Origin of the sequence: Sphingomonas sanxanigenens DSM 19645 = NX02, assembly GCF_000512205.2 — a bacterium.
GTDB lineage: Bacteria > Pseudomonadota > Alphaproteobacteria > Sphingomonadales > Sphingomonadaceae > Sphingomonas_D > Sphingomonas_D sanxanigenens.
Genome location: NZ_CP006644.1, coordinates 2,409,279 through 2,435,118 on the forward strand (window position 1 = coordinate 2,409,279; position 25,840 = coordinate 2,435,118).

General features: G+C 67.9%; 23 protein-coding genes. 10 read left to right on the forward strand and 13 right to left on the reverse strand.

Going from position 1 to position 25,840, the window contains the following annotated elements; translation table 11 throughout:
* Positions 1-178 precede the first annotated feature (178 nt).
* The 7 genes from NX02_RS11060 (at position 179) to NX02_RS11090 (ending at position 8,139) form a co-directional block, all read left to right on the forward strand.
* Complete coding sequence (locus NX02_RS11060; RefSeq protein ID WP_025292261.1) at positions 179-2,596, forward strand: TonB-dependent receptor; 2,418 nt, start codon at positions 179-181, stop codon at positions 2,594-2,596.
* 47 nt (positions 2,597-2,643) lie between these two features.
* Entirely contained in the window at positions 2,644-3,282 is a 639-nt protein-coding gene (locus tag NX02_RS11065; RefSeq protein ID WP_025292262.1) for a phosphoribosylanthranilate isomerase, read from the forward strand.
* On the forward strand, positions 3,279-4,490 hold the full coding sequence (gene trpB / locus NX02_RS11070) for a tryptophan synthase subunit beta (protein ID WP_025292263.1): 1,212 nt from the start codon (positions 3,279-3,281) through the stop codon (positions 4,488-4,490). Before NX02_RS11065 ends, trpB begins: the two co-directional genes overlap by 4 nt.
* A complete protein-coding gene (trpA, locus tag NX02_RS11075) occupies positions 4,487-5,305 on the forward strand; it encodes a tryptophan synthase subunit alpha (protein ID WP_025292264.1) in 819 nt (272 codons plus the stop codon). The genes trpB and trpA overlap by 4 nt, the downstream gene beginning before the upstream one ends.
* A complete protein-coding gene (gene accD, locus NX02_RS11080; RefSeq protein ID WP_025292265.1) occupies positions 5,302-6,153 on the forward strand; it encodes an acetyl-CoA carboxylase, carboxyltransferase subunit beta in 852 nt (283 codons plus the stop codon). Before trpA ends, accD begins: the two co-directional genes overlap by 4 nt.
* Before the next feature lie 147 nt (positions 6,154-6,300).
* Entirely contained in the window at positions 6,301-7,626 is a 1,326-nt protein-coding gene (locus NX02_RS11085) for a bifunctional folylpolyglutamate synthase/dihydrofolate synthase (RefSeq protein WP_025292266.1), read from the forward strand.
* 75 nt (positions 7,627-7,701) lie between these two features.
* Entirely contained in the window at positions 7,702-8,139 is a 438-nt protein-coding gene (locus tag NX02_RS11090) for a DUF6628 family protein (RefSeq protein ID WP_025292267.1), read from the forward strand.
* On the opposite strand, the gene NX02_RS11095 is transcribed toward NX02_RS11090, so the two are convergent.
* Both NX02_RS11095 and NX02_RS11100 read right to left on the reverse strand, forming a co-directional pair.
* Entirely contained in the window at positions 8,120-8,866 is a 747-nt protein-coding gene (locus NX02_RS11095) for a tetratricopeptide repeat protein (RefSeq protein ID WP_025292268.1), read from the reverse strand. The two genes, NX02_RS11090 and NX02_RS11095, sit on opposite strands and share 20 nt — an antisense overlap.
* Positions 8,867-8,928: 62 nt before the next feature.
* Positions 8,929-10,272 carry an AmpG family muropeptide MFS transporter gene (locus tag NX02_RS11100; RefSeq protein ID WP_025292269.1) on the reverse strand — a complete coding sequence of 448 codons (1,344 nt, stop codon included), beginning with the start codon at positions 10,270-10,272 and terminating at the stop codon, positions 8,929-8,931.
* 93 nt (positions 10,273-10,365) lie between these two features.
* On the opposite strand from NX02_RS11100, the gene NX02_RS11105 reads away from it, so the two are divergent.
* Complete coding sequence (locus NX02_RS11105; RefSeq protein ID WP_025292270.1) at positions 10,366-10,851, forward strand: GreA/GreB family elongation factor; 486 nt, start codon at positions 10,366-10,368, stop codon at positions 10,849-10,851.
* 9 nt (positions 10,852-10,860) lie between these two features.
* On the opposite strand, the gene NX02_RS11110 is transcribed toward NX02_RS11105, so the two are convergent.
* On the reverse strand, positions 10,861-11,649 hold the full coding sequence (locus NX02_RS11110) for a polyphosphate kinase 2 family protein (protein WP_025292271.1): 789 nt from the start codon (positions 11,647-11,649) through the stop codon (positions 10,861-10,863).
* Positions 11,650-11,709: 60 nt separating this feature from the next.
* The gene (aspS, locus tag NX02_RS11115; RefSeq protein WP_025292272.1) at positions 11,710-13,488 is read right to left on the reverse strand and encodes an aspartate--tRNA ligase; all 1,779 of its coding nucleotides are present in this window, start codon (positions 13,486-13,488) and stop codon (positions 11,710-11,712) included.
* A gap of 132 nt (positions 13,489-13,620) precedes the next feature.
* Between aspS and rnd the strand changes: the two genes are divergently transcribed.
* Positions 13,621-14,802, forward strand: coding sequence for a ribonuclease D (gene rnd / locus NX02_RS11120; RefSeq protein WP_025292273.1), 1,182 nt, complete (start codon positions 13,621-13,623; stop codon positions 14,800-14,802).
* Positions 14,799-15,131: an I78 family peptidase inhibitor gene (locus NX02_RS11125; RefSeq protein WP_025292274.1), complete on the forward strand. Its 333-nt coding sequence runs from the start codon at positions 14,799-14,801 to the stop codon at positions 15,129-15,131. The genes rnd and NX02_RS11125 overlap by 4 nt, the downstream gene beginning before the upstream one ends.
* Before the next feature lie 120 nt (positions 15,132-15,251).
* Here the strand turns inward: NX02_RS11125 and NX02_RS11130 are convergent, their stop codons facing one another.
* The 9 genes from NX02_RS11130 to NX02_RS11170 form a co-directional block, all read right to left on the reverse strand.
* The gene (locus tag NX02_RS11130; RefSeq protein WP_025292275.1) at positions 15,252-16,748 is read right to left on the reverse strand and encodes a Ppx/GppA family phosphatase; all 1,497 of its coding nucleotides are present in this window, start codon (positions 16,746-16,748) and stop codon (positions 15,252-15,254) included.
* Between the two features lies 1 nt (position 16,749).
* On the reverse strand, positions 16,750-18,912 hold the full coding sequence (locus NX02_RS11135; protein WP_025292276.1) for an RNA degradosome polyphosphate kinase: 2,163 nt from the start codon (positions 18,910-18,912) through the stop codon (positions 16,750-16,752).
* A 20-nt stretch (positions 18,913-18,932) separates the two neighbouring features.
* A complete protein-coding gene (locus NX02_RS11140) occupies positions 18,933-19,541 on the reverse strand; it encodes an HdaA/DnaA family protein (RefSeq protein ID WP_025292277.1) in 609 nt (202 codons plus the stop codon).
* Positions 19,538-20,797 carry a hypothetical protein gene (locus tag NX02_RS11145; protein ID WP_025292278.1) on the reverse strand — a complete coding sequence of 420 codons (1,260 nt, stop codon included), beginning with the start codon at positions 20,795-20,797 and terminating at the stop codon, positions 19,538-19,540. Before NX02_RS11145 ends, NX02_RS11140 begins: the two co-directional genes overlap by 4 nt.
* 89 nt (positions 20,798-20,886) lie before the next feature.
* Positions 20,887-21,897, reverse strand: coding sequence for an AAA family ATPase (locus NX02_RS11150; protein ID WP_025292279.1), 1,011 nt, complete (start codon positions 21,895-21,897; stop codon positions 20,887-20,889).
* The gene (gene tmk / locus NX02_RS11155; protein WP_025292280.1) at positions 21,894-22,520 is read right to left on the reverse strand and encodes a dTMP kinase; all 627 of its coding nucleotides are present in this window, start codon (positions 22,518-22,520) and stop codon (positions 21,894-21,896) included. The genes NX02_RS11150 and tmk overlap by 4 nt, the downstream gene beginning before the upstream one ends.
* Positions 22,521-22,560: 40 nt before the next feature.
* Entirely contained in the window at positions 22,561-23,733 is a 1,173-nt protein-coding gene (locus NX02_RS11160) for a D-alanyl-D-alanine carboxypeptidase family protein (protein ID WP_158013993.1), read from the reverse strand.
* 84 nt (positions 23,734-23,817) lie between these two features.
* Complete coding sequence (locus NX02_RS11165; RefSeq protein ID WP_025292282.1) at positions 23,818-24,783, reverse strand: septal ring lytic transglycosylase RlpA family protein; 966 nt, start codon at positions 24,781-24,783, stop codon at positions 23,818-23,820.
* Positions 24,767-25,819 (reverse strand): lytic murein transglycosylase, encoded by a 1,053-nt coding sequence (locus tag NX02_RS11170; protein ID WP_025292283.1) that lies wholly within the window; start codon positions 25,817-25,819, stop codon positions 24,767-24,769. Before NX02_RS11170 ends, NX02_RS11165 begins: the two co-directional genes overlap by 17 nt.
* Positions 25,820-25,840 lie beyond the last annotated feature (21 nt).

Genomic DNA, 25,840 nt, shown 5'->3' on the forward strand with positions numbered 1-25,840 from the left:
CAAGGTTGACGCGAATTCAGGACACCCGTCCTGACTCGGAGGACGGGCTGGGAGCGATCGGGTCGTGGGGAAAACCGATATTCTGTTTGCAGCCGCGCTGGGGGCGCTGCTCGCAACTCAGGCTCGTGCCGATGATGGCGCAGCCGAACCAGCCCAGCAAGGGGCAGAACAACCCGAAATGGGTGACATCGTCGTCACCGCACAGGGACGCGCGCAGGCGGCGCAGGACGTGCCGCTGGCGATCGCGGTCATCGATCCGCAACTGATCCGCGATGCCGGCATCGTCGATGTCCGCGGGCTGCGGCAATTGACGCCCAGCCTGCAGGTGACGACCGGCCAGTCGGCGGCGACGGGTGTGGTGATCACGATCCGCGGCGTCGGCACCGCCAGCGACAATCCCGGCTTCGAGCCCGCGGTGGGCGTGTTCATCGACGGCGTGTTCCGCGCCCGCGCCGGCCTGACCCTGACCGAGTTTCCCGAGCTCGAACGCGTCGAGGTGCTACGCGGGCCGCAGGGCACGTTGTTCGGCCGAAACACGTCGGCCGGCGCGCTCAACATCATCACCGCCAGCCCGAAATTCGACTTCGGCGGCTATGCCGAGGCATCGTACGGCAATGCCGACGAGATCGAGCTCAAGGCCGGCGTCACCGCGCCGGTGGCCGGGCATCTCGCGCTGCGGATCGACGCCGGCTACCACAAGCGCGACGGCTATTCGCGCGATGTGAACGCCGATCGCCGGTTCAACACGCTCGATCGCTATTTCGTGCGCGGCCAGGCGCTCTACGAAGACGGCGGACTCAAGGTCCGGCTGATCGGCGACTATGCCAAGACCGACGAGCAGTGCTGCATTGCGATCCACACCGAACCGGGCGCGACCGGCCCGATCATCGATGCGCTGGCGGCGCTTGCCGGCCGCGAAGGCATCATCACCCCGGTCGACATCGAAAAGCGCCGCGCATCCATCACCCCCGAACGCGACCTGATGGAGAAGGTCAAGGATTGGGGCTTCTCGGGCCAGGTCGATCTGGCGCTGGGAGACTTCAACCTCACCTCGATCAGCGCCTTTCGCGACTGGCGCGCGCTGCGCAACCAGGACATCGATTTCACCGGGCTCGACCGCACCTATCGCGAGGGCTACCGCACAGCGATCCGCGACATCACGCAGGAAGTCAGGCTGCAGGGCACGGTGTTCGACGGTACGCTGGATTTCATGGTCGGCGGTTTCTATCTCGACGAGCGGCTGAAGCTGCGCGACACGATCCGTTTCGGCGCGCAGGCGGGCCAGTATGTCGACGCGTTGCTCGGCGCCGCGACCGCGGGTCTCTCCCCGCTCGCGCCCAACGGCTTCTCGCTCTACGGATCGCTGCCGGGTCGTCCCTTCCTGGGCAACGCCTTCCTCGCCGACCCGCAGGTGCAGGCGCTGATCGCGCAGAACCCGGCGCTGCTGTCGCAATTCACCACGTTCCTGCCCAGCCCCGTCGGCACCGGCCAGTATAGCGACAATTTCAGGGTGGATACGCGCGCGATCGGACTGTTCACGCACAACATCGTCAACCTCACCGAGGCGCTCTCGCTGACGATCGGCCTGCGCTACAATCATGAGCGCAAGACGATCCGGGCCGACCTCAACGGGGTCAACGCCCCCTGCACGGCACTGCTTCCCGGCGGCGCCAGCGCGGTGTTCGGTCAGGTGCTCGCCGCCAACGCCAGGTTCGAGCCGATCCGCCTGCTGGTCTGCAATCCCACGATCAACGCCGAATTCGACGGCGACTATGCCGACCGCCGCAGCGAGAGCGAGCTCACCGGTACGGCGCGCGTCGCCTACAAGCTGACGCCCGATGTGTTGATGTTCGCGGGCTATGCGCATGGCTACAAGTCGGGCGGCTATAATCTCGACCGCGGCGGCTTCGATTCGACCTATTTCGGCGGGGACGGCGCGCAGCTCAGCGATCTTTCGTTCGGCAAGGAAACCGCGGATTCGTTCGAGGCCGGCGTCAAGACCAATCCCAGCCGGACCTTCCAGCTCAACATCACCGGCTTCTACCAGGACTTCTCGGGCTATCAGAGCCTGCGCTTCGAGGGATCGAGCTTCGTCGTCCGCCAGTTCGACAAGGTGATCTCGAAGGGTATCGAGCTGGAAAGCATCATCCGGCCAAGCACCGACGTCAGCGTCAATCTCGGCTACACCTACCTGCACACCGTCGTCGACGATCCGCTCCGCGCCGGCGACGATGACGGCAAGCAGGCCACCAACCAGCCGCGCCATGTCGTCACCAGCGCATTCACCTGGACGCCGCCGATCACGGATACGCTCTCCGGCCTCGTCCATGTCGATGCGCGCTTCAACAGCGACTCCAACACGCTGAATGCGCCGGGCGGCATCGCCTCGACGACCAACGACGCCTATATCCTCGTCAACGCGCGGCTGGGGCTCGACTTCGACGAGGGCCGGTTCGGCATCGAGGCCTATGTCGAGAACGTCTTCGACGTCTATTACAACATCCTGGGCTTCCCGGTACCCGAGCAGATCGGCGCCTATGCCGTCTACCCCTCTCCCCCGCGCTATTATGGCGTACGGCTGCGGACACGGTTCTGACCGCGGGAACGGTTTGGATTTCGCGCCCACGGGCCTACACCGCCGCCATGCCTCGAATCAGTGCCAAGATCTGCGGTCTCTCGACCCCTGACAGCGTCGGTGCCGCGGTGCGCCATGGCGCGTCGCATATCGGTTTCGTCTTCTTTCCCAAAAGCCCGCGCCACGTGACCGCCGAGCAGATGCAGGCGCTGGCCGCGGGTGTCCCCGGGCATGTCGCGAAGGTCGCGGTGCTTGTCGATCCGGATGACGAATTGCTCGCCGCGGTCGCGCCCGCGGTCGATGTCGTGCAGCTTCACGGTGCGGAAACGGCCGAGCGCGTCGCCGCGATCGGCCATGCGACCGGCCTCGAGGTGTGGAAGGCGATATCGGTGCGCACCCGCGCCGACCTCACCGCCGCACCATCCTATCGCGGCGCCGCGCAACGCATCCTCTACGATGCCAAGCCGCCGGTGGGCGCGGATCTGCCCGGCGGCCTCGGCCTGCGCTTCGACTGGGCGCTGCTGACCGATTTCGGTCATCCGCTGCCCTGGGCGCTCTCCGGCGGCATCGACATCGCCAATGTCGCGCGAGCGGTCACCACCACCGGCGCGTCCCTCGTCGACATTTCCTCGGGCGTAGAAAGCGCACCGGGCGTCAAGGATGTGGACAAGATCGCCGCATTCCTTAAAGCCATCGCCTCATTATGACCTTGACCAACTCGCTCAGAAGCCAGCCAGACGCGCGCGGGCATTTCGGCCGGTTCGGCGGACGCTATGTCGCCGAAACCCTGATGCCGCTGATCCTCGATCTGGAGCGCGCCTATCGCGACGCCCAGGCGGACCCGGCCTTCGAGGCCGAGTTCGATGATCTGATGAAGCACTATGTCGGCCGGCCGAGCCCGCTCTATTTTGCGCGGCGGCTGACCGAGGAGCTCGGCGGCGCCAGGATCTATCTGAAGCGCGAGGAACTGAACCACACCGGCGCGCACAAGATCAACAACTGCATCGGCCAGATCCTGCTCGCCCGGCGCATGGGCAAGGGCAAGATAATCGCCGAGACCGGTGCCGGCCAGCACGGCGTGGCGACCGCCACCGTCGCGGCATTGTTCGGCCTGCCCTGCACGATCTTCATGGGCGCGGTCGACGTCGCGCGCCAGCAGCCCAACGTGTTCCGGATGAAGCTGCTGGGCGCGGAGGTCGTTCCGGTCGAATCCGGCGCGAAGACGCTCAAGGATGCGATGAACGAGGCGCTGCGCCACTGGGTCGCCAACGTTCACGACACCTTCTACATCATCGGCACCGCCGCCGGCCCGCATCCGTATCCGGAGCTGGTGCGCGATTTCCAGTCGGTGATCGGCAAGGAAGCCCGCGCGCAGATCCTCGAGGCGGAAGGCCGGCTGCCCGACATGCTCATCGCCCCCGTCGGCGGCGGTTCCAACGCGATCGGCCTGTTCCACCCCTTCCTCGACGATCCCGACGTCGAGATCGTCGGCGTCGAAGCCGCGGGCGACGGGGTCGAGACCGAGCGGCATGCCGCGAGCATCGCCGGCGGTACGCCCGGCGTGCTTCACGGCAACCGTACCTTCCTGCTGCAGGATGAGGACGGGCAGATCACCGAGGCGCATTCGATCTCGGCAGGGCTCGACTATCCCGGCATCGGCCCCGAACATGCCTGGCTGCACGATATCGGCCGCGTCCGCTACGTGCCCGCGACCGATGCCGAGGCGCTGGCCTCGTTCCAGCGGCTGTGCCGGCTGGAAGGCATCATCCCGGCGCTCGAATCGGCGCACGCGCTGGTGGCCGCCGAGAAAATCGCGCCCACCATGGGCAAGGACAAGATCATCATCGTCAACCTCTCCGGGCGCGGCGACAAGGACATCTTCACCGTCGCCGAGGCTCTGGGGGTCAAGCTGTGAGCGACCGCATCACCAACGCCTTCGCAGCCGCGAGGGCCGAGGGGCGCGCCGCGCTCGTCACCTTCGTCACGGGCGGGGATCCGACCGCGGCCGACACCGGTACGATCCTCGACGCGCTGGTCGAGGGCGGCGCCGACCTGATCGAGCTCGGTATGCCGTTCACCGATCCGATGGCGGACGGCCCTGCGATCCAGCGCGCCAACCTGCGCTCGCTCGCAGCCGGCACCCGGACCGTCGACATTCTCGAGATCGCCCGCGCTTTCCGTGAGCGTCACCCGCAAGTGCCGCTGGTACTGATGGGCTATGCCAATCCCATGGTCCGCCGCGGCGCCGACTGGTTCGCCGCCGCCGCGCGCGACGCCGGTGTCGACGGCGTGATCTGCGTCGACATCCCGTCGGAGGAAGACGATGTGCTCGGCCCCACGCTGCGCGCCGAGGGCATCCACCTGATCCGCCTCGCCACCCCGACCACCGACACCGCGCGGTTGAGCGCGGTGCTCGAAGGCGCATCGGGTTTTCTCTATTATGTATCGGTTGCCGGTATCACCGGGCTGCAGCAGGCAGCGCAGGCCTCGATCGACGAAGCGGTGGCGCGGCTTAAGGCCGGCACCGATTTGCCCGTTGCGGTCGGCTTCGGCGTCCGCACCCCCGAACAGGCGGCGGCGATCGGCCGCGTCGCGGATGGTGTCGTCGTCGGCTCCGCGATCGTCGATATCGTCGCCGCGCACGGCGCCGATGCAGCGGCACCGGTCCGCACCTATATTGCGTCGCTGGCGGCTGCGATCGCCGCCGCACGTCAGGAGATTGCCGCATGAGCTGGCTGAACCGTGTCCGCCAGTCGATCCCGCTCATCGCCAAGCGCGAGACAGCGGATGTCCTCTGGCAGAAATGCCCGGGCTGCGGGCAGATGGTCTTCCTCAAGGAATATGAGGAAAATCTGTCGGTCTGCCCGAAATGCGGCCATCACGGCCGCATCGGCGCCAAGGTGCGTTTCCGGCAGATCTTCGACGATGGCAGCTGGCAGCTGATGCACGCGCCCCAGGTGGCGCTCGATCCGCTGAAATTCCGCGATTCCAAGCGCTATACCGATCGCATCAAGGCGGCGCGCGCGCAGACGGGGGAGCCCGATGCGCTGCTCAACGCCGAAGGCCGGATCAAGGGCCAGAAAGCGGTCGTCGGCGTGCAGGATTTCGCCTTCATGGGCGGGTCGATGGGCCTCGGCGTCGGCGCCGCGTTCGTGACCGGCGTGCGCGCGGCGCTGCGGGCGCAGGCGCCCTACATCATCTTCACCGCCGCAGGCGGCGCACGGATGCAGGAAGGCATCCTTTCGCTGATGCAGATGCCCAAGACGACGGTGGCGATCGCCGAGCTTCGCGACGCGGGGCTGCCCTACATCGTCGTGCTTACCGACCCGACGACCGGTGGCGTCACTGCGAGCTATGCGATGCTGGGCGACATCCAGATTGCCGAGCCCGGCGCGCTGATCGGCTTCGCGGGCCAGCGCGTGATCGAGAACACGATACGCGAGAAGCTGCCCGAGGGGTTCCAGCGCGCAGAATATCTGCTCGCGCATGGCATGATCGACATGGTCACGCCCCGCCACGAGCTGCGCGATACGCTGGCATCGCTGATCGGCTATCTGGCGCCGGCGGAAGCGGCGTAATGGTCTCTCCCTCTCCCCGCCAGGGAGAGGGTCGGGGAGAGGGGCAGTCGCGCTTGGCGAAACGCCCCTGAAAGACAAGCCCCCTCTCCCTGCCCTGCTGCGCAGGGCTTTCCCTCTCCCCGGAGGGGAGAGGGCTTAGGGGGTAAAATGGATTACGCCGTCTCCACCGATCCCGCCGTGCAGCACCAACTCGATCGGCTGGCGATGCTCTCCCCCGGGCGCGATGTGCTGGGGCTCGAGCGGATCACCCTGCTGCTCGACCGGCTCGGCAATCCGCAGCACCGGTTGCCCCCGGTGTTCCATGTCGCCGGCACCAACGGCAAGGGATCGACCTGCGCCTATCTGCGCGCAGCGATCGAGGCGGCGGGGCTGACCGCGCATGTCTATTCCAGCCCTCATCTCGTGCGCTTCAACGAGCGCATCCGCATCGCCGGCCGGCTGATCGACGATGCGACTTTGGCGCCCCTGCTCGCCGAGGTGCTCGACGGCGCCGAAGACATCAATCCGAGCTTCTTCGAGACGACCACCGCCGCCGCCTTCCTCGCCTTCGCGCGCACGCCCGCGGACGCGTGCATCGTCGAGGTCGGGCTCGGCGGTCGGCTCGATGCGACCAATGTCGTCGCGCGGCCGGCGGTGTGCGGCATCGCGCGGCTGGGCATCGATCACGAGGCGTTTCTCGGCGATACGATCATCGCGATCGCGCGCGAAAAGGCCGGCATCGCCAAGCGCGGCGTGCCGCTCGTCATGCTCGATCATCCCGCCGCGCCATTGCGAGCGGTCGCCGACGCCGCGGCAGCGGCCGGTGCGGACTTCCTGCCCGGTGGCACTGCCTGGCGGCACGCCGCTTACCGCGGCCAACTTCACTATCGCGATGCGCAGGGCGTGGTGACGACACCGCTGCCCCGCCTGCCCGGTGCGCACCAACAGGACAATCTGGCGCTGGCGATCGCGATGCTGCGCCATCAAAAAGCGGTGCCGATCCCCGCCGCCGCGCTGTCCGCAGCCCCCCTCTGGGCGCAATGGCCGGCACGGCTGCAACTGCTCGACCACGGACCGTTGACCGACCTGCTCCCCGCCGGCAGCCGCGTCTGGCTCGACGGCGGCCACAATCCGGCAGCGGGTGAAGCGATCGCCGCGCATTTCCACGACGGTGCAACCGAAGCACGGCCGCTGCACCTGATCCTCGGCATGCTCGCCAACAAGGATCCGCTGGGGCTGCTCAAACCCTTCGTCGGTCTGGCAACCAGCATCTCTACGGTTCCCGTACCCGGCCATGAACACCACGACCCCGCCGGGCTCGCGGCACTTGCTTCGGAACTCGGCATCGCGGGCCTCGCTGCCGCAGATCCGCGCAGCGCGCTGGCACGGATCGCACGGGGCAGCGATCCAGCGCAGCCACCGGCGGTGCTGATCCTCGGTTCGCTCTACCTTGCAGGCACGATTTTGGCCGCAAACAACCAGTCACCGGACTGATACCCGCACAATTGCGATTGACTTGCAATAGCCGGTGTTCAAGGATCGTCTTCCGATATGGAGACGAGGCGACTCATGAACAGCCAGGCCGACATCGACGATCTGCTCATCCGCACCGCGCCGGAAGCGCCGACCGATCGCACATTGCTGTTCGCGATGCGGCGGATGGCGATGGGCGGGCTGAACGACGCTCATGCCGCGCATGCGCTGTTCTCCGCGTTCGGCGGATCGCACCGCCGTCCGCTGGTGCTGCTGCGCGCGCTGATGGCGGAACTCGCGCGGAGTTCGCGCAACCGCATCCTCGTCGCGCCCTGCTGTTGCGGCCGCATGACGCACGGCGAAGCGATGCTGATGGGCGCGATCGGGGTCGCCACGCAAGATCCGCGCCGCGCGCACAGCCGGCTGGCGATGGTGCTGGGAACATCGGACTGCCTCGGCGCGCTGTCGAGCGCGCAGGCGCTGGGCCAGACCTTCGAGGATCTCGGCCGGCCGCTCAGCCCCGGAGCGCTTTGAGCTCCCGCTCGGCCCAATCATACATGTCGCGCTCGGCGAAGCGCTGGGTGCGGTCGAGCCGCTTGGCGCGGCGTTCGACCTCCTCCAGCACGCTGCGCGCCTGCATCCGGTTCCCGGATTCGAGCAGCAGCGCAGCATAGCGGCAACGCGCCTCTTCACCTGGAACGCGCGTGACGAGATCGGCGTAAAGCGCCAGCGCCTCGGCCGGGCGACCCAGTTCGGCGAGGATGCGCGCCTTGAGCAGCAGGCGCTGATCGCCCTCACCCGTTCCCGCCGCCTGGGGCAGCGCCTCGATCACGGCGAGCGCCCCCGTGGCATCGCCGCTTTCGAACAGTGCACGTGCGAGCCGGGTCTCGATCCGCGGATCGTCCATCGGCATCATCGCCAGCGCCTCGCGATAGGCGGCGACCGCCTCGCCGTGGCGCTCGAGCCCAGCCAAAGCATCGGCGAGCGCGACGCGGTTGGCGACCGTATCCGCCACCTCGAGCCGGCTGCGCGCCTCGCGCAGATCGCGCTCCGGATCGAGCTTTGCCACCGCTGCCCCGCGTGCGGTGCGCACATGGCGGTTGCCGCGCATGTCGGGCAGCACCTCGGCGCAGAAATAGACGATGCAGCCGATCACCGAGAACAACAGGATGATGAACAGCCACATCTGGCCGCGCCCGGTACGAACCGCGTGCACGGCGCACAGGACCTGAAGAAGCATCGACGCGACGACGAAAGCCATTTTGCTACCCCCCGGCGCGCCCATAGCCGCAGTGGCGTCACGCGGAAAGCATAACCGTGGCGTTAGTCGAAGATATCCTTTTCCCGTGCCGGTTCCTTGCCGGCGCTGCCGATCGAATCGTCGATCATGCCGGCGCGCATCATCAGCCAGAACAGGATCACCCCCGGAAAGGCGATCAAGGTGGTGAAGAGGTAGAAGTTCACATAGCCCATCGCCTCGATCAGTGCCCCGGCGGTGGTGCCGGTCAGCAGGCGGCCGACGATGCTGGAAGCGGCCGAGATCAGCGCATATTGCGCGGCGGTGAAGCGCAGGTCGGTGAGCGCGGAGAAATAGGCGACGACGGTGACGCCGCCGATGCCGCTGGCAAAATTCTCGAAGCCGATCGCCGCCGCCATGCCGATATTGCTGTGCCCGGCACCGGCGAGCATGGCGAAGCTGAAGTTGGAGACCGCCATCAGCACGAGGCTGACCAGTACCGACCGCTTCATGCCCCAACTGGCATAGAGGAAGCCGCCGGCGAAGATGCCCAGCAGATAGGCCCAGAAGCCGACGCCGACATCGTAGATCGCGATCTCGCTGTTGCTGAAACCGAGATCGTTGAACAGCAGCCGGAAGGTGAGGTTGGCGAGCGTATCGCCGATCTTGTGGAGCAGGATGAACAACAACACCAGCAGCGCGCCGCGGCGCTGGAAGAACTCGACGAACGGCCCGATGATCGACATGCCGAGTTCGCCGAGGCCGCGACGCGGCGTGACCGCACGGTGGCGCTGCGGTTCGCCCAGGATCAGCCCGGTCAGCATCGCCGGCAGCGCGAACACCGCGCAGGCCATGTAGGCGATCGTCCAGCCGACCGATTCGGCGAGCACCAGCGCCAGCGCGGCGGCGGCGACCGAGCCGATCCGCCAGCCATATTGCGTCATGCCCGAGCCCACGCCGAGCTGGCGCGGTTCGAGGATCTCGATGCGATAGGCATCGATGACGACGTCGTAGGTAGCGCCGGCAAACCCCACCAGCACCGCCGCCCAGGCCGTCCACGCCAGGTTCGTCGAGGGATCGACGAGCGCGAGGTTGGCGACCGCGGCGATCACCAGCAGACCGGTGACGATCAGCCATGACACGCGCTGGCCGAGCCGCCCGAGCACCGGGATGCGGACGCCGTCGATGATCCACGCCCAGAGGAATTTGAAATTGTAGACGAGGAAGGCGAGCGCGAAGGCGGTCACCGTCTTCTTGTCGACGCCGCTCTGCGCGAGCCGCGTCGTCAGGGTCGCGGCGATCATCGCATAGGGAAAGCCCGACGAGACGCCGAGAAAGAAGGATGCCAGCGGAGCCCGTTCGACATAGGGCTTGATACCGGCGATCAGGCGGTTGGCGCCGGCATCGGCGGCGGGCGGGCTGCTCGTCATCGGCAGGGACAATAGCGCCCGCTTCGCGCCCGTCCAGCGATGGTGATGCGGGCGCGATTGTGCGCCACCTTCCTGCGATGATAGGCAGGCGCGATGGATCGCCCCAATTACATCACCCCCGACGGCTATGCCCGTCTCCGCCGCGAGTATGAGGAACTGTTCGGCGTCGAGCGTCCCAGGCTGGTCGAGACAATTTCCTGGGCCGCGGGCAATGGCGACCGCTCCGAAAATGGCGACTATATCTATGGCCGCAAGCGGCTGCGCGAGATCGATCGCACGCTCAACCGGCTGTCGCGCAAGATGAAGGCGGCGAAAGTCGTCGATCCCGCGGCGCAGGCAGACCGCAGCCGCATTTTCTTCGGCGCGACCGTGACGATCGCGGACGAGAACGACAATCAGCGAACGCTCACCATCGTCGGCGACGACGAGGCGGATGCCGGTGCGGGCCTGATCGGCTGGAACGCCCCCCTTGCCCGGGCGCTGCGCGGAGCCGGCGTCGGCGACGTCCGCCGGATCGATCTGCCGGTGGGCGCGAAGGACTATGAGGTGATGGCGATTCTCTATCCGGCGGCCAACTGAGCGCGCGCGTCAGACCTTTCCGATCCGATCGCCATAGACCTCCTGCGCCAGCCGCAGCACCTCGGGATCGACACTGGGCGGCTTCATCGAAACCGCGGCTTCGAGACGGTCGGCGATATAGGTGAGCGCGGCGATCCGCGCGCCCTTCTTGCTGTTGCCGTCGATCGCCTGCCATGGCGCGACCTGGGTGTCGGTCTTGCGGAACATCGCGTCCATCGCCTTGAGATAATCGTCGCGGCGGGCGCGGTTGCGATAATCCTCCGCGCCCGTCTTCCAGCGCTTCCACGGATTTTCGATCCGTTCGATCAGCCGTCGATCCTGCTCTTCCTGGGTCACATGGACGAACAGCTTCACGATCGTGGCGCCGGCATCATGCTGCTGCTGTTCGAAGGCGTTGATCTCGTCGAAGCCGCGCTTCCACTCCGCCCTGGTCGCAAAGCCCTCGACGCGCTCGACCAACACGCGGCCATACCAGCTCCGGTCGAACACCGCGATCTGGCGATTGGCGGGCAGCTTGTTCCAGAAGCGCCACAGGAAATGGCGCTGCTTTTCCTCGGGGGTCGGCGCGGCGATCGGCCAGACGTGGAAATAGCGCGGATCCCAGTCGGCGGTCATCCGCTTGATGATACCGCCCTTGCCGGCAGCGTCCCATCCCTCGAACAGGACGATCGCCTTGCCGCCGCGGACGATGAAGGCGGACTGGATCCGCGCCAGCCGCTTCTGGATGTCGGCGAGCGCCGCATCATAGTCGCCGGGCGCGGCGACGCCCTTTTCATAGTCCGACAGGTCGATGGTCATACGCACCTGACTCCCTCGAAACGAAGCTAGGCGCGCATCGCCATCGCCTGCAAGCCGGGCTCAGCCCTTGGTCTGCTCGACCACCCGGATGCTCAGCTCGCGCAGCTGTTTGGGGGTCGCCGGGGCCGGCGCGTTCATCATCAGGTCTTCCGCCTTCTGGTTCATCGGGAAGACGATGACCTCGCGGATGTTCGGCTCGTCCGCCAGCAGCATGACGATGCGGTCGATGCCCGGCGCGGAGCCGCCATGCGGCGGGGCGCCGAACTTGAAGGCGTTGATCATGCCGGAGAAGTTCGCGTCGACCTGCTCCTGCGTGTAGCCGGCGATCTCGAACGCCTTGTACATGATCTCCGGCCGATGGTTACGGATCGCGCCCGAGCTCAGCTCGACGCCATTGCAGACGATGTCATACTGATAGGCGAGAATATCGAGCGGATCCTTCGTCTCCAGCGCCTCCAGTTCGCCCTGCGGCATCGAGAAGGGGTTGTGGCTGAAGTCGATCTTCTTCGCGTCCTCATCATATTCGAACATCGGGAAGTCGACGATCCAGCAGAATTCGAAGCGCTTGGGATCGATCAGCTCGAGCAGTTCGCCGACGCGGGTGCGCGCGAGGCCGGCGAGCCTGGCGGCATCGGCTTCCTTGCCCGCGGCGAAGAACACGCCGTCGTCCGGCCCGAGGCCGAGTTCGGCGACCAGCCTCGCGGTCGCCTCGTCGCCATGGTTCTTGGCGATCGGGCCGCCGGGGACGCCGCCCTTGATGTTGATATAGCCGAGGCCGGTGAAGCCCTGGGCACGCGCCCATTCGTTCATGTCGTCGAAGAATTTCCGGCTGCCCGCGCCCGCGCCCGGCGCCGGGATCGCGCGGACCTTGCCGCCGCCCTCGACGATGCGCGAGAAGATGCCGAAGCCGGAGCCGACGAAATGGTCGGAGACGTCGGTGATCAGCAACGGGTTGCGCAGATCGGGCTTGTCGTTGCCGTATTTCAGCATCGATTCCGCATAGGGAATGCGGCGGAACGGAAGCGGCGAGACCTGCCGGTCTCCCGCGAACTCCTCGAACAGGCCGTGCAGCACCGGCTCGATCGCTGCGAACACATCGTCCTGCGTGACGAAGCTCATCTCGAAGTCGAGCTGGTAGAACTCGCCCGGCGAACGGTCGGCACGGGCATCCTCGTCGCGGAAGCAGGGCGCGATCTGGAAGTAGCGGTCGAAGCCCGCCACCATCAGCAGCTGCTTGAACATCTGCGGCGCCTGCGGCAGCGCGTAGAACTTGCCGGGGTGGACGCGGCTGGGCACCAGATAGTCGCGCGCGCCTTCCGGGCTCGACGCGGTCAGGATGGGCGTCTGGAACTCGGTGAAGCCCTGGCTGATCATCCGGTTGCGGACCGAGGCGATCACGTTGGAGCGCAGCACGATATTCCGGTGCAGCCGCTCGCGACGCAGGTCGAGGAAGCGGTAGCGCAGGCGGATGTCTTCGGGATATTCGGCCTCGCCCGCGACCGGCATCGGCAGTTCCTGCGCCGCGGACTGAACGCTTACGCCGCGCGCGAACACCTCGATCTCGCCGGTCGGCAGGTTCGGGTTCACGGTCGAGCCCGAACGCGCTTTAACGATACCGTCGATCGTGACGACGGATTCGATCCGCAGCGATTCGAGGATCGGCAGCGCCGGGGAATCGGAATCGGCGACGATCTGGGTCAGACCATAATGATCGCGCAAGTCGACGAACAACACGCCGCCATGGTCGCGCTTGCGGTGGACCCAGCCGGAAAGACGGACGGTCTCGCCGACGTGGCGCGCGTTCAGTTCTGCGCAGGTATGGGTGCGATAGGCGTGCATGATGCTGCTCATGTTGCGAATGGGATGGACGGCGTCCGTAAAATGCGGGCCTAACACAGGCGATGGGGGGCTTTGTCAAGGGATCGCGCCGTTGCGCTTCCCCCTTGCGCGTTCACGCTCTATGGGAACGCGATGGAAATTCACCCTCTTATCGAAGACAGCCAGACGCTTGCGGACCTCTGTACCCGTCTCGCCAAGTCGCCGTTCGTCGCCGTCGATACCGAATTCATGCGCGAGAACAGCTATTGGCCGGAACTTTGCCTGATCCAGATCTCCGACGGCAAGGAGGCCGCCGCGATCGATCCGATGGCGAAAGGCATCGATCTCAAGCCGCTGCTCGACCTGCTCGTCGAGAATGAGGATGTGCTCAAGGTCTTCCATGCCGGCGGGCAGGACATCGAAATCGTCCACAATCTCACGGCGAAGACGCCCTACCCGATGTTCGACACGCAGATCGCGGCGATGGCGCTGGGCCAAGGCGAGCAGGTCGGCTATTCCAACCTGGTCGACAATTATCTGGGCATCACGCTCGACAAGGGCGCGCGCTTCACCGACTGGTCGCGCCGCCCGCTCGACCGGCGCCAGATCGACTATGCGATCGCCGACGTCACCCACCTCGCCAAGATCTTCCCGCGCATGCTCGACAAGCTGCGCAAGACCGGGCGCGGCGACTGGCTGGATCAGGAGATGGAGCGGATCGGCGATCCCTCCAACTATGTGAACGACCCCGAGGAAGCGTGGCAGCGCGTCCGCATCCAGGGCCGCAAGCCCGAGGTGCTGGGCCGGCTGAAGGCCCTGGCGGCGTGGCGCGAGCGCGAGGCCCAAGGCAAGAACCTGCCGCGCGGACGCATCGTCAAGGACGAGACCTTGGCCGACGTCGCGGCGCATCCGCCGCGCCAGCAGGCGGACCTCGCCAAGGTGCGCGGGCTCTCGGCAAGCTGGGCGACCAACGATATCGGCGGCCGGCTGATGGCCGCGATCGCCGCTGCCCAGCCGATGCCGGCGACCGACCTGCCGCCGCGCGACGATCGCAAGCCGGGGCTCGGCAAGGATGGCGGGCTCGTCGCCGACCTGCTCAAGCTGCTGCTCAAGATCCGCGCGCGCGATATCAGTGTCGCGCCACGCCTGCTCGCCCGCAGCGAGGAACTGGAACTGCTGGCCGCCGGCGTGCGCGACGACCTCGCGATCCTCGATGGCTGGCGCTACGATCAGTTCGGCCGGGATGCGCTGGCGCTGGTCGAAGGGCGGCTTGGTTTCGCGGTCAAGGGCGGTAAGCTGAAGATGAACCGCATCGGAGAGGAAGCCACGCCATGATCGCCGCACATCGCGCCACCGCCGCGCTGCTCGCCGCCACGCTGGCGCTCGCCGGCTGTGCCGCCAGCGACGCGCCCGTCCCCGCCGAACCCGCTGCGCCGCCGCCGGCCGCCGAGCCCGCCGAAGCGCGCTGCGATGCGAGCATGCTGACCGACCTCGTCGGCCAGACCGCATCGGAAGCGCTCGCCGCGGATGCGATGAAGCGTTCGGGATCGCGCAGCATGCGCTGGCTGACGCCGGGTATGGCGGTGACGATGGATTTCCGCGCCGACCGCCTGAACATCGAACTGGACGCCGGGAACAAGGTCGTCAGCAGCCGCTGCGGCTGACGAAGGGCGCGCTCGGAGCACGACATCCCCGCCGGATCGCCGTGGCGACAGCGTGCGCGGCGGCCGGCCATCTCGCGCTGCCGATCATCCGATCACCCAAATGGCCCGCCGCGCGGGGGGTCAACTCGTCAATACGGGCGTGAGTCCCATTGCGACCGAGAGCTGGCGGTGGCGACGCTCGACGGCCTCGCCATAGAGCGGCGCATCTTCGGTGCTGAGGAACAGCCGCAATGCCCCCTCGCCCACCTCGACGCGGCTCGATTCCAGCGGACCGGCGACGCCGCCGCTGAGCCGCTGGCCGAGGCGCATCGCCAATCCCCATTGCTGCGCGCGTTCCAGGTCGGGCCGGGCGCAGATCGACAGAAGCTGTTCCATCAGCGCGGCACCGCCACCGAAATTGGCCGACAGCGCCTGCGCCATCATCGCGCGGCCGTGCGCGTCGACGCCGACCCAATTGCCGTGCAGCGCCGTCTCGACGCCGCGTTCGGCACGGAAATCGGGGTTGGCGCGCCAGCCCACATCGGCCAGCAGGCAGGCGGCGTGGCGCAGCCGCTGTTGCTGCCCGCTCTCGCCATCGAACAGCGGTGCGATCCAGCGCGCGAGCAGGTCGCCATGCTCGCGGAAGCGGCCCTGCCGCACCCCTTCCTCGCGCGCGGCCGCGATCAGCGGATCGATCGCGCGCTCTTCTTCGGTCAGATTCTGGTAGAGCAGTCCTTCGCGCAGGCCGTTGGCCGATGCGATCAGCGCGCTCGATCCCAGCGCGCGGCCAAGTACCGCCAGCAGCAGCGCGGAATCGAGCAGGGTGGGGATGCGCCCCGGTGAAATCTCGGTGATCTGCTTCAGCTTGCGTTTGTCGATCTGCGCCAGCACGCGCACGAGCCGCGCCGCGGCGGTGGGCTCCATCTCATAATGATGGACGATCGGCAGCAGGTAGCCGGTCGCATGCATGTCGAGCCGCGCCAGCGCGCGCCATGATCCACCGACGAGATAGAAGGGCAGCCCCTGACTCTCGTTGATCCAGTCGACATCGGCCAGCGCCTTGCGCACGAAGCTGTCGAGCGCGCGCTTACCCTTGGCGCGGATCGCGGCGATGCGCAGCGCGCCGAGCGGCAGCGAGAGGCGATTGTGCACCGCGCCGCCGCGCACGCGCACCAGTTCGAGGCTGCCGCCGCCCATATCGCCGACGATACCGTCGGCCTCGGGAATGCCCGAGATCACGCCGAGGCCGGCGGCCTCCGCTTCCTGTTCGCCGCTCAGAAGTTCGACCGGCAGCCCCAGCGCCTCGATCCGCTGGACGAAACGCGGGCCGTTGGAAGCATCGCGTACCGCGGCGGTCGCGACCGTGCGCAGATTGCCGACGGCCATCTCGACGCAGAGCCGGCGGAAGCGCGCCAGCGCGACCAGCGCCGCATCCATTGCCCGGCGATCGAGCGCGCCCGTCGACGAGAGCCCACGGCCGAGACCGGCAAGCACCTTCTCGTTGAACAAGGTCGCCGGCGAGCGGCGCGGCCCGTCATAGACGACGAGGCGGACGGAGTTGGAGCCGATGTCGATGATCGCCGAGCGATCGAGCACAGGCGCGGAGGAACTACGCTGGAACAGGTTGAGCACGACCATTTCAGCGCCGCAGGCGGAGCTTAGGCACGGCATCCGAGCCCTGCAGCGCCGCGCCGCGGCCCGACAGCGAGGGGTTCGTCATGAAGTAACGGTGTAAATTGAACGACTTGGTGCCAGGTTCTGCCACCACACGTTCATAGTGCCCATCGGACCGCAACTCCCAACTCTGCTCGTTGTCGATCAGGTTGGCGACCATCACCTGGTCGAGCACCTGATCATGCACCGTCGGATTCTCGATGGGCATCATATACTCGACACGGCGATCGAAATTGCGTGACATCCAGTCCGCGGAAGAGATGAACAACCGCGCATCGTCATTGGGCAGCACCCTGCCCTTGCCGAACGCCCAGATGCGGCTGTGTTCCAAAAACCGGCCCACCACCGATTTCACACGGATGTTGGACGACATGCCGGGCACGCCGGGCCTGAGGCAGCACATGCCGCGCACGATCAGTTCGATCCTGACCCCCGCCTCGCTTGCCGCATAAAGCTTCTCGATGATGGCCGGATCGACCAGCGAGTTCATCTTCGCCCAGATCGTCGCGGGCTTGCCCGCCTCCGCAAATTCGATCTCGCCGTCGATCAGCGCGCACAGCTTCTGCCGCATGCCGATCGGCGACATCGTGATCAGCTCGAGGCTGGCCGGCTCGACATAGCCGGTGATGTAGTTGAACAGCTGCGCCGCGTCGCGGCCCGCGCGCGGATCGGCGGTGAAGAAGCTCAGGTCGGTATAGATGCGCGCAGTGATCGGGTGATAATTGCCCGTGCCGAAATGGCAGTAGGTGCGATAGCTGCCGCCCTCGCGCCGGACGACCATCGAGACCTTGGCGTGCGTCTTCCAGTCGATGAAGCCGTAGACCACCTGAACGCCGGCCCGCTCAAGCGCACTCGCCCACAGCAGGTTCTGCTCCTCGTCGAAGCGCGCCTTGATCTCCACCACCGCGGTGACCGACTTGCCGGCCTCCGCCGCGGCGATCAGCGCGTTGATCACCGCAGACTGCTTGCCGGCGCGGTACAGCGTCTGCTTGATCGCGACCACATCCGGGTCGGCGGCCGCCTGGCGCAGGAAGGCCAGCACCACGTCGAATGCCTCATAGGGGTGGTGGACGACGATGTCCTTGGCGCGGATCGCGGCGAAACAGTCCCCGCCATGCTCGCGGATGCGCTCGGGGAAGCGCGGGCTGTAAGGGGTGAACTTCAGGTCCGGCCGGTCCTCGTCGACCAGCATGTCGAGATCGCCGAGGCCGAGGAAACTCGCCTGTTCGGTGATCAGCGCGTCATTGCCGCCCAGTTCGTTCTTGACCAGCGCCTCCACCTCGGGCGGCACCGCGGTCTCGATCTCGAGACGGATCACGCGACCGCGACGGCGGCGCTTGATCGCGCTGCGGAAGTGGCGGACGAGATCCTCCGCCTCCTCCTCGATTTCGAGGTCGCTGTCGCGGATGATGCGGAACGCGCCGACGCCCTGCATCTCGAAGCCCGGGAACAGGAGGCCCGCGAAGCGGCGCAGCACATGCTCCATCGCGATATAGCGCGCGGCATCGCCGGGAAAGCGCACGAAGCGCTGCAGCGTCGCCGGCACCATCAGCAGTTCGCGGATCGGCTCCTTGTCCGAAAGCCGCACGAGGTCGAAGATGAGGCTCAGCCCCTTGTTGGGGATGAACGGGAACGGGTGCGACGGATCGAGCGCCTGCGGCGTCACGATCGGGAAAATCTGTTCCCGGAAATGCTGTTCCAGCCAGGCCTCCGATTCGGCATCGACGCGATCGCTGCCGATCACCTCGATGCCGGCCTCCGCCAGTTCGCGCCGCATCGAGCGCCATTGCGCCTGCTGCTGCACCATCAGCGCATCCGCCTCGGCAGTGACCGCGACGAGCTGCTGCGTCACGGTCATGCCATCGGGCGCGCGCGCCTCGATCGCCTGCATCTGCTGGCCCTTCAGGCCGGCGACGCGGACCATGAAGAATTCGTCGAGATTGTTGCCGGAGATCGAGAGGAAGCGCAGCCGCTCGAGCAGCGGATGCGCGGTGTTGGCAGCCTCTTCCATCACGCGACGGTTGAAGGCGAGCCAGCTCAACTCGCGGTTGAAATAGCGTTCCGCGTCGATGATCGCGGGTTCGATGGGGCTCGCATCAGCGGCCACATGTTCGGCTGGATGGCTCATATGCGAATCACCTAGCTGCATTATGTTACGGGGTCGATCATGCCGATGCCGGCGAGTGCGGTTCTTGCAAGCGGCACCGAGAGGCGGGTGCGGCGGCTGAACGCCTCCTGATCGAGCGCGTCGATCACGCGATGAACCGCGACATAATCGCGCTCCACCCGCGCCAGCAGGAAAGCGAGCAGATCGGGCGCCACGGCGAGCCCGCGACGGCCGAGCTGGTCTTCGATCAGCCGTGCGATCAGCGCATCGTCCGGATTGCCGATCTCCACCGCAGGCGTCGCCGCAATGCGCGAGGCCAGGTCTGGCAGACGGATGATCCAGGCCGGCGGCGGCCGGTCCGCGACGATCACCAGCGGCCGGCGCTTCTCCTGCGCGCTGTTCCAGGCGTGGAACAGCGCCTCCTCGGGCTGCGCCTCGGCATTGTCGAACAGCCGCCCGCCGGTGCGTAGCGCAAATTGCGCGGCGAAACGCGAACGGCCCGACTTGCGCGGACCGGTGAGCAACGTCGCCATCACCGGCCATGTCGTCCACCGTTCGAAATGGAGGGCAACATGGGCGTTGGCGTCGCTCAGAATGATGTCGGCAGCCGTCGGGTCGGGCCAGTCGAGCGGCAGCGCGATCTGGCTCATGGCGTCGGCGTGGCACTCGGTGAGGGCGAGGCGCCGCCGCCGCGCCGGATGCGCAGCACGCCGCCCGCTTCCTCCACCTGCCAGCCCCGTGCCTGCAGCGCGAGGCGAAGCGCCGCCGCGTCGCCGCGATAGACCACGCGCATAACCGACGTGCCGCCGATCGCGAGGCTCGTCGTCGCCGCACCGCTCACCCCCGGCAGCCCGCGCACCTGCGCCTCGGTCGCGTTGACCGCGGCGACATCGGGCGTCGCGAACTGGACGGTGACCGATGTCGTGCCCTGCGCCACATCCGGCGTGACGATCTCGGCGGTATCCGCGGCCTCGACCGCTTCCTCCATCTCCGCAGCCTCGACCGGATCCTCGATCACGAGCGACGGATCGGGCTGCAGACGGCCCTCGCGCAGCGCCGCGACATAGAGTTCGTCGAGCCGCTGGACGCCGGTGTCGAGCAGTTGCGGCAACAGTTCGCTGCGCTCGACGCGCAACGTGAACGCGCCGAGCAATTTCGAATCGGGGCCGTAGCGCGCATCGAACCGCCCGATCACCGGCCCGCCCGGCCACAGCCGGGAGAGCTTCACGGTCGGCACCAGCACGTCGGCCGCGCCGAACTGGTCGAGCAGCATCCGCCACCAGATCCGCCCCGGCCGCCCGGCCTGCGCCGCGTTGAGCAACAGCGGATCGGATCCGGTGCCGGTGGGGCGGACATAATCGATCGCGCTCGATCCGGTGCGGAAGCGCGCCCAGGCCTTCTGCCATTCGGTGCGCGTCTCGAAGCTTTGCGGCGCGCCGCCTGACCATTGCACCGGGATCACGAGCAGCGGCGGCGACCGCATGATCTGCCCGCTCACCCCCAGGATCTGGCCGGCGCGTGCACGATCGAACAGCACCCCCAGCCGCGCGATGTAGCGCGTCGGGCCGATCTGTTCGTTCTCGACGACGACGCCGGCGACGATGGCATCGAGCGCGCTGTCCGAAAGCTGCGGGGCCGCGGCGCCGGCGTGGGTGCGGCTCCACAGCGCCCTCCAGCCCTTGCGCTGCGCCTCGCGCCAGCCGGCATAGCGCGCGGCATCAGCGGTCTTGGCGGCGACATCGACCTGGATACCGCTCACCTCGAAGCTCGACGAACTGTCGATCGGCGACACGCCGCGTTCCGCGCTTCCCTCGATCTGTGCGACGACGGCGACGCCGCCGCCGACGAGCGCAAGCCCGGCACACAGCATCAACAGCGGGCGAAACGATGGGGCAGCGGGCGTCACGGCGCCCTTTTGGCGAGTACGGCGCAGAAATCCAAGCGCGATGTCATGGGCGGGGGCTGTGCAGGTCATGGCTGGGGCAGGAGATCGGCTCAGGCGGCCCGTGTGCGGGCGAGTTCGGCGAGGATCGAGCCGAGTTCGATCACCACGCTCTGCGGATCGAGCGAGAGGTGGACGGCGCTGCCGGCCAGCCGGCGCGCACGATCCCACTGGTCGAGCGATTCTCCCAGCGCGTGGCCGCGCCGCCGTCGCGCCTCGGCCGAGATCGCGGCTGGCACGCGTTCGAGGAACGCCTCGTAACGCTGCTGCGCTGCCTTCGCCGACAGCGCCCTGGCGAGCCGGGCGCGGCCCGCATTGGCCGGATCGCCGCTTTCGATGATCGCGGCGATCGCCGCATCGAGCGCGGCGATATCGAGCCCCGCGAAGCGCAACGCGCGACCCGGCGATCCCTCGCCGACCTCGACCAGCGCGGCGATCTCGTCCGCATCCAGATCGGGCCGCTCGGCGCGGAGCACCGCGGCGACATCCCCGCCGCCCAGCCGGCCGAAGCGCAGCACGCGGCAGCGCGAACGGATCGTCGGCAGCAGCCGCCCCGGCGCGTGGCTGACGAGCAGGAACAAGGTGCCCGCCGGCGGTTCCTCGAGGCTCTTGAGCAGCGCGTTGGCGGCGGGCCGTTCGAGGTCGTCGGCCGCGTCGATCAGCACGACGCGGCGCGGCGACAGCGAGGGCGTCGTCGCGAACAGGCCCTGCAGCGCGCGCACCTGCGCGATGGTGATGCTGCGCGCGCGCTCGGCATCGTCCCAGTCGCCGCGCGGCTGGTCGCGCAGCTTGGGATCCTTGGGCAGGCGTTCGAGCCGGCGAAAATCGGGATGGCTGTCCGCGGCGAAATAGCGCGCGATCGGATGGTCGGCGGGCACGCCGAAACCCTCGCCCGGCGGCGGCCCCGCCGCCTCCGCGAGCAACCGCAGCGCCGCCGCCTCGGCAAAGCTCGCCTTGCCGACGCCCTGCGGGCCGACGAGCAGCCAGGCGTGGTGGAGCGTCCCCCCCGCCGTCGCCGCGCGAAAGGCGGCGATCTGCGCGTCATGGCCGATCGGCACGGTCATGGCAGCAGATCCGCCAGCGCCCCGACGAGGCGATCCGTCACCTCCGCCGCCGATCCGCGCGCGTCGACCGTGCGGAAACGATCCGGCTCCGCCGCGGCAAAACCGGCGAAGGCCGCCGCGACCGCGGCATGGTAGGCTGCATCGCGGCCGCCTATCCGGTCGGCGCCGCCCATGTCGCGCGCGGCGCTGCGCGCGGCCGCTTCCTCGGCGGGCAAATGCAGTAGCAAGGTGCGATCGGGCAGCACGCCATCGCTGCCGACACGGTGCAGTTCGACGATGTCCGCATCCGCCAGCCCGCCGGCGGCGCCCTGATAGGCGCGGCTCGAATCGAGGAAGCGATCGCACAGCACGATATCGCCGGCGGCGACCGCCGGCAGGATGGTGCGTGCGACATGGTCCGCGCGCGCCGCCGCGAACAGCAGCGCCTCCGCGCGCGCATTCCAGCGGCCGGCATCGCCCTCCAGCAGCAGGCGGCGGATCGCCTCCGCCCCTTCGCTGCCGCCGGGTTCGCGGGTGACGGTCACCGTCAGCCCGCGCGCGCGCAATACCTCGGCAAGGCGCGCGAGCTGCGTCGATTTGCCGACGCCCTCGCCGCCTTCGAGGCTGATGAAGCGCCCCGTCATCCCCGATCGCCTGCGCCCATAGCGGGCGCCTGCCGATCGATCACGCGCCGAACAGCGAGAGCAGCCCGGCCCATGCGCGGCCGAAGAAGCCGGCTTCCTCCACATCCGCGGCGGCGACCAAGGGCATGATCTGCGGCGGCGTATCCGGCGTCGTCACGACGAGGTCGGCGATATGCTGGCCCTTCTTGATCGGCGCCTTCACCGGCCCCTGATAGACCACCTTCACCTGCATGTTGCTGGCGGCGCCGCCCGGCAGGGTCACCGCCAGGTTGCGCGGCGCGACGAGGCCGACCTGATCCTCGGCACCCTGCTGCACCTCGACCGTCTCGACCGCGGCGCCCTGCTTGAACAGGGGCTTGGAGGCCCAGGCCCGGAAGCCCCATTCGATGAAGCGTACCGATTCGGTGGCGCGGCCATTATAGCTGTCGAGCCCGGCGACGACCATGACGAGGCGGCGGCCGTTCTGCTCCGCGGAGCCGGTGAAGCCATAGCCGGCTTCCTCGGTGTGGCCGGTCTTCAGCCCATCCGCGCCCTGAACCTTGCCCAGCAGCGGGTCACGGTTCATCTGGGTGATGTCCTGCCCCGAGCCCAGCGTCTTGCCCCAGGTGAAGTGGGTCTGGCTGTAATATTTCTTGTAGAGCTGCGGGAAGTCCTCGATCGTCCGCTGGGCCAGGGTCGCGAGGTCACGCGCGGTCACATAGGTGCGGCCTTCGTCCGGCCAGCCGTTCGAGGTCCCGAAGTGGCTGTTGGCGAGGCCGATCTTCTTCGCCGCCTCGTTCATCCGCGCGACGAACGCTTCCTCGGTGCCCGAAATGCCTTCCGCCAGCACCACGCAGGCGTCGTTGCCCGACAGCGTGACGATGCCGTGGAGCAGATTTTGGACGCTCACATCCTCGTCGACCGACAGGAACATCGTGGATCCCGCCGCCGGGCCATGCCAGCGCTTCCGTGTTTCCGGCCGCACATGCATCAAGCGATCTTCCTTGAGCTCGCCCTTCTTGATCATGTCGAACACGACGTAGACCGTCATCATCTTCGCCATCGAGGCGGGCGGCATCCGCCGGTCCGCATCCTTGGCGTAGAGCACCGCGCCCGACGACAGATCCTTGAGGAACGCGACCTGCGCCGTCGATTCATAGGGCGGCGCGGCGGCGCTTGCGGGCAGGCTCATGGCCACGGCGAACAGGGAAGGAAGAACAAGGGCTCTCATCATCGGCATTCCAGCTTGGCTCGGTTCAAGGTCGCGGCGCATTCGTGGCCCCGGCTCCGCCGCGCGTAGGCGCCGGGGCGAAAAGCATCAATCCTGCACGATCCGCGCGTCAGCATAGCCGGCCGCGCTCGCCTTGGCGACGCCATCTCGCGCGGCATCGGCACTGGCATAGGGGCCGAGGCGTACGCGGTGCAGCGCGCCGACATCGGACACGCGCGCGCCGAGCTGCCCGGCGATCGTCGCCGCCCGTTCGAGGCTGGAAAAGGCGCCGACCTGCACGAACCAGCTGCCGCTCGCGGGGAGCGGTGCCGCGGCAGGCGCGGCTTCCGGTTTGGAAGGTGCGCTGTAGGGCGCCGGCATCGGGATCCCGATCGGCACCTGCCCCTGCTGCGGCGCAGGTGCGGGTGCCGAGGTGGGCACGCGATAGGGCTGCGGCAGGGGCCGAACCTGCGGTTGGGGCGGCGGCGTCGGCGCCCGCGCGGTCGCCGGCAGCCGCGCCGGCACCGAATCGGTGCGCATGGCAAGCTGGCCGCCGCCGCGCAGCGCCGCACGATCCCTCTCAGACGGATAGACGCGCCGCACCCGCACGCGCGCGGTGCCCGATCGCTCGATGCCCAGCGCCCGCGCCGCCGCCTGCGACAGATCGATCACGCGATTGCCCGCGAACGGCCCGCGATCGTTGACGCGCACCGTGACCGTGCGGCCGGTGTCGAGCGCGGTGACCTCGACATAGCTCGGCAGCGGCAGCGTCTTGTGCGCGGCGGACATGCGGCCGGGATCGAAGCGTTCACCGTTTGCCGTCGGGCTGCCGCCGAACTCCCCGCCATACCAGCTGGCCATGCCGACCATGTCATAATCGGGATCGTCGACGGGCATGTAGGTGATGCCACCCACCTGATAGGGCGCGCCCACCTTCACCGGATAATCGACCACCTTGCCGCCGATCGGCCGCCCTGCCCCCGCCGTCGGCCGCGGCGTCGATCCGCAGCCGGCGAGCAACATGGCGAGCGTGACGACGGCGGCGCTCGCCGCGCCACTAGCGCCTGACCGCATCGGCCAGCAGCCCCACCGAGAGCGCGTAGAAGTTCGAGCAGTTGTAATCGAGGATCACCCGGTAGTTGCCGGTCAGCAGATAGGCGGTGCGGCCGGGACCATCGGGCTCCAGCAGCGAGGCCATCTCGGTATCGGCCGGCACCGGCGCGCCGATCGGCCGCACGCCCAGCGCACGCCATTCGGCGATCGTCTTCCAGCGGCTGTGGCGATCGTGCACGCGCGGGCAGCGCGGCGAGACGGTGCGGTTGGCGATCGCGCCGCGGTTGAGCGTGGACGGCACCGTCACCGCGACGCCCCACGGCACGCCGGGCTTCCACCCGGCATTGACGAAGTAATTGGCGATGGAAGCGAGCGCATCCGCCTCGCTCGTCCAGATATCGGCGCGGCCATCGCCATCGCCGTCGCGCGCGAGACGGAGGTACATCGAGGGCAGGAATTGCGGATAGCCGGTGGCGCCGGCCCAGCTGCCCTTCAGCTGATCGCGCCGGAAGCCCATATCCATCAGCTTCAGGGTCGCGATCAACTCACCGGTGAACAGCTCCCGCCGTCGCCCCTCATAGGCGAGCGTGGCGAGCGAGCGCGCCAGATCGAAATCGCCGCTGAACGCGCCATAATTGGTCTCATGCCCCCAGATCGCGACCATGATCGATTCGGGCACGCCGGTCTGCCGCTCGATCGTGCTGAGCCTGGGCCGCAGCGCGTTGTATTTCGCGCGGCCGCGGTTGATCCGCGCGGCATCGACATGGCGCACGCGATAGGGCTCGAACGCCGGGATGGCGGAGGCCGGCGCGTTGGGATTGCCGCCAGGCTGGTCGCGGTCGAGCGCGATCACCCGCGGATTGAGCGTCAACGTCGGCAACACTGCATCGAGCGTGCGCCGCGACACCCCTTCCCGCTCCGCGCGCACGCGGAACTGGGCCAGCCAGGCCTGGAAGCCGGCTTCTTCCTGTGCGAGCGCCACATGCCCGCTTCCGAGATCCGCCGACGGCAGCACCGCCGCCAAGGCGAGTGCGGCGAGGAAAGACTTGATACGCATACTGCCCCTTTCGCGAGCGCG

Bases quoted from the DNA above. Each gene is read 5' to 3' on its own strand.
- NX02_RS11060 (WP_025292261.1), top strand. From the start codon at position 179: ATGGGTGACATCGTCGTCACCGCACAGGGACGCGCGCAGGCGGCGCAG.
- NX02_RS11065 (WP_025292262.1), top strand. From the start codon at position 2,644: ATGCCTCGAATCAGTGCCAAGATCTGCGGTCTCTCGACCCCTGACAGC.
- trpB (WP_025292263.1), top strand. From the start codon at position 3,279: ATGACCTTGACCAACTCGCTCAGAAGCCAGCCAGACGCGCGCGGGCAT.
- accD (WP_025292265.1), top strand. From the start codon at position 5,302: ATGAGCTGGCTGAACCGTGTCCGCCAGTCGATCCCGCTCATCGCCAAG.
- NX02_RS11085 (WP_025292266.1), top strand. From the start codon at position 6,301: ATGGATTACGCCGTCTCCACCGATCCCGCCGTGCAGCACCAACTCGAT.
- NX02_RS11090 (WP_025292267.1), top strand. From the start codon at position 7,702: ATGAACAGCCAGGCCGACATCGACGATCTGCTCATCCGCACCGCGCCG.
- NX02_RS11095 (WP_025292268.1), bottom strand. From the start codon at position 8,866: ATGGCTTTCGTCGTCGCGTCGATGCTTCTTCAGGTCCTGTGCGCCGTG.
- NX02_RS11100 (WP_025292269.1), bottom strand. From the start codon at position 10,272: ATGACGAGCAGCCCGCCCGCCGCCGATGCCGGCGCCAACCGCCTGATC.
- NX02_RS11105 (WP_025292270.1), top strand. From the start codon at position 10,366: ATGGATCGCCCCAATTACATCACCCCCGACGGCTATGCCCGTCTCCGC.
- NX02_RS11110 (WP_025292271.1), bottom strand. From the start codon at position 11,649: ATGACCATCGACCTGTCGGACTATGAAAAGGGCGTCGCCGCGCCCGGC.
- aspS (WP_025292272.1), bottom strand. From the start codon at position 13,488: ATGCACGCCTATCGCACCCATACCTGCGCAGAACTGAACGCGCGCCAC.
- rnd (WP_025292273.1), top strand. From the start codon at position 13,621: ATGGAAATTCACCCTCTTATCGAAGACAGCCAGACGCTTGCGGACCTC.
- NX02_RS11125 (WP_025292274.1), top strand. From the start codon at position 14,799: ATGATCGCCGCACATCGCGCCACCGCCGCGCTGCTCGCCGCCACGCTG.
- NX02_RS11130 (WP_025292275.1), bottom strand. From the start codon at position 16,748: ATGGTCGTGCTCAACCTGTTCCAGCGTAGTTCCTCCGCGCCTGTGCTC.
- NX02_RS11135 (WP_025292276.1), bottom strand. From the start codon at position 18,912: ATGAGCCATCCAGCCGAACATGTGGCCGCTGATGCGAGCCCCATCGAA.
- NX02_RS11140 (WP_025292277.1), bottom strand. From the start codon at position 19,541: ATGAGCCAGATCGCGCTGCCGCTCGACTGGCCCGACCCGACGGCTGCC.
- NX02_RS11150 (WP_025292279.1), bottom strand. From the start codon at position 21,897: ATGACCGTGCCGATCGGCCATGACGCGCAGATCGCCGCCTTTCGCGCG.
- tmk (WP_025292280.1), bottom strand. From the start codon at position 22,520: ATGACGGGGCGCTTCATCAGCCTCGAAGGCGGCGAGGGCGTCGGCAAA.
- NX02_RS11160 (WP_158013993.1), bottom strand. From the start codon at position 23,733: ATGATGAGAGCCCTTGTTCTTCCTTCCCTGTTCGCCGTGGCCATGAGC.
- NX02_RS11165 (WP_025292282.1), bottom strand. From the start codon at position 24,783: ATGCGGTCAGGCGCTAGTGGCGCGGCGAGCGCCGCCGTCGTCACGCTC.
- NX02_RS11170 (WP_025292283.1), bottom strand. From the start codon at position 25,819: ATGCGTATCAAGTCTTTCCTCGCCGCACTCGCCTTGGCGGCGGTGCTG.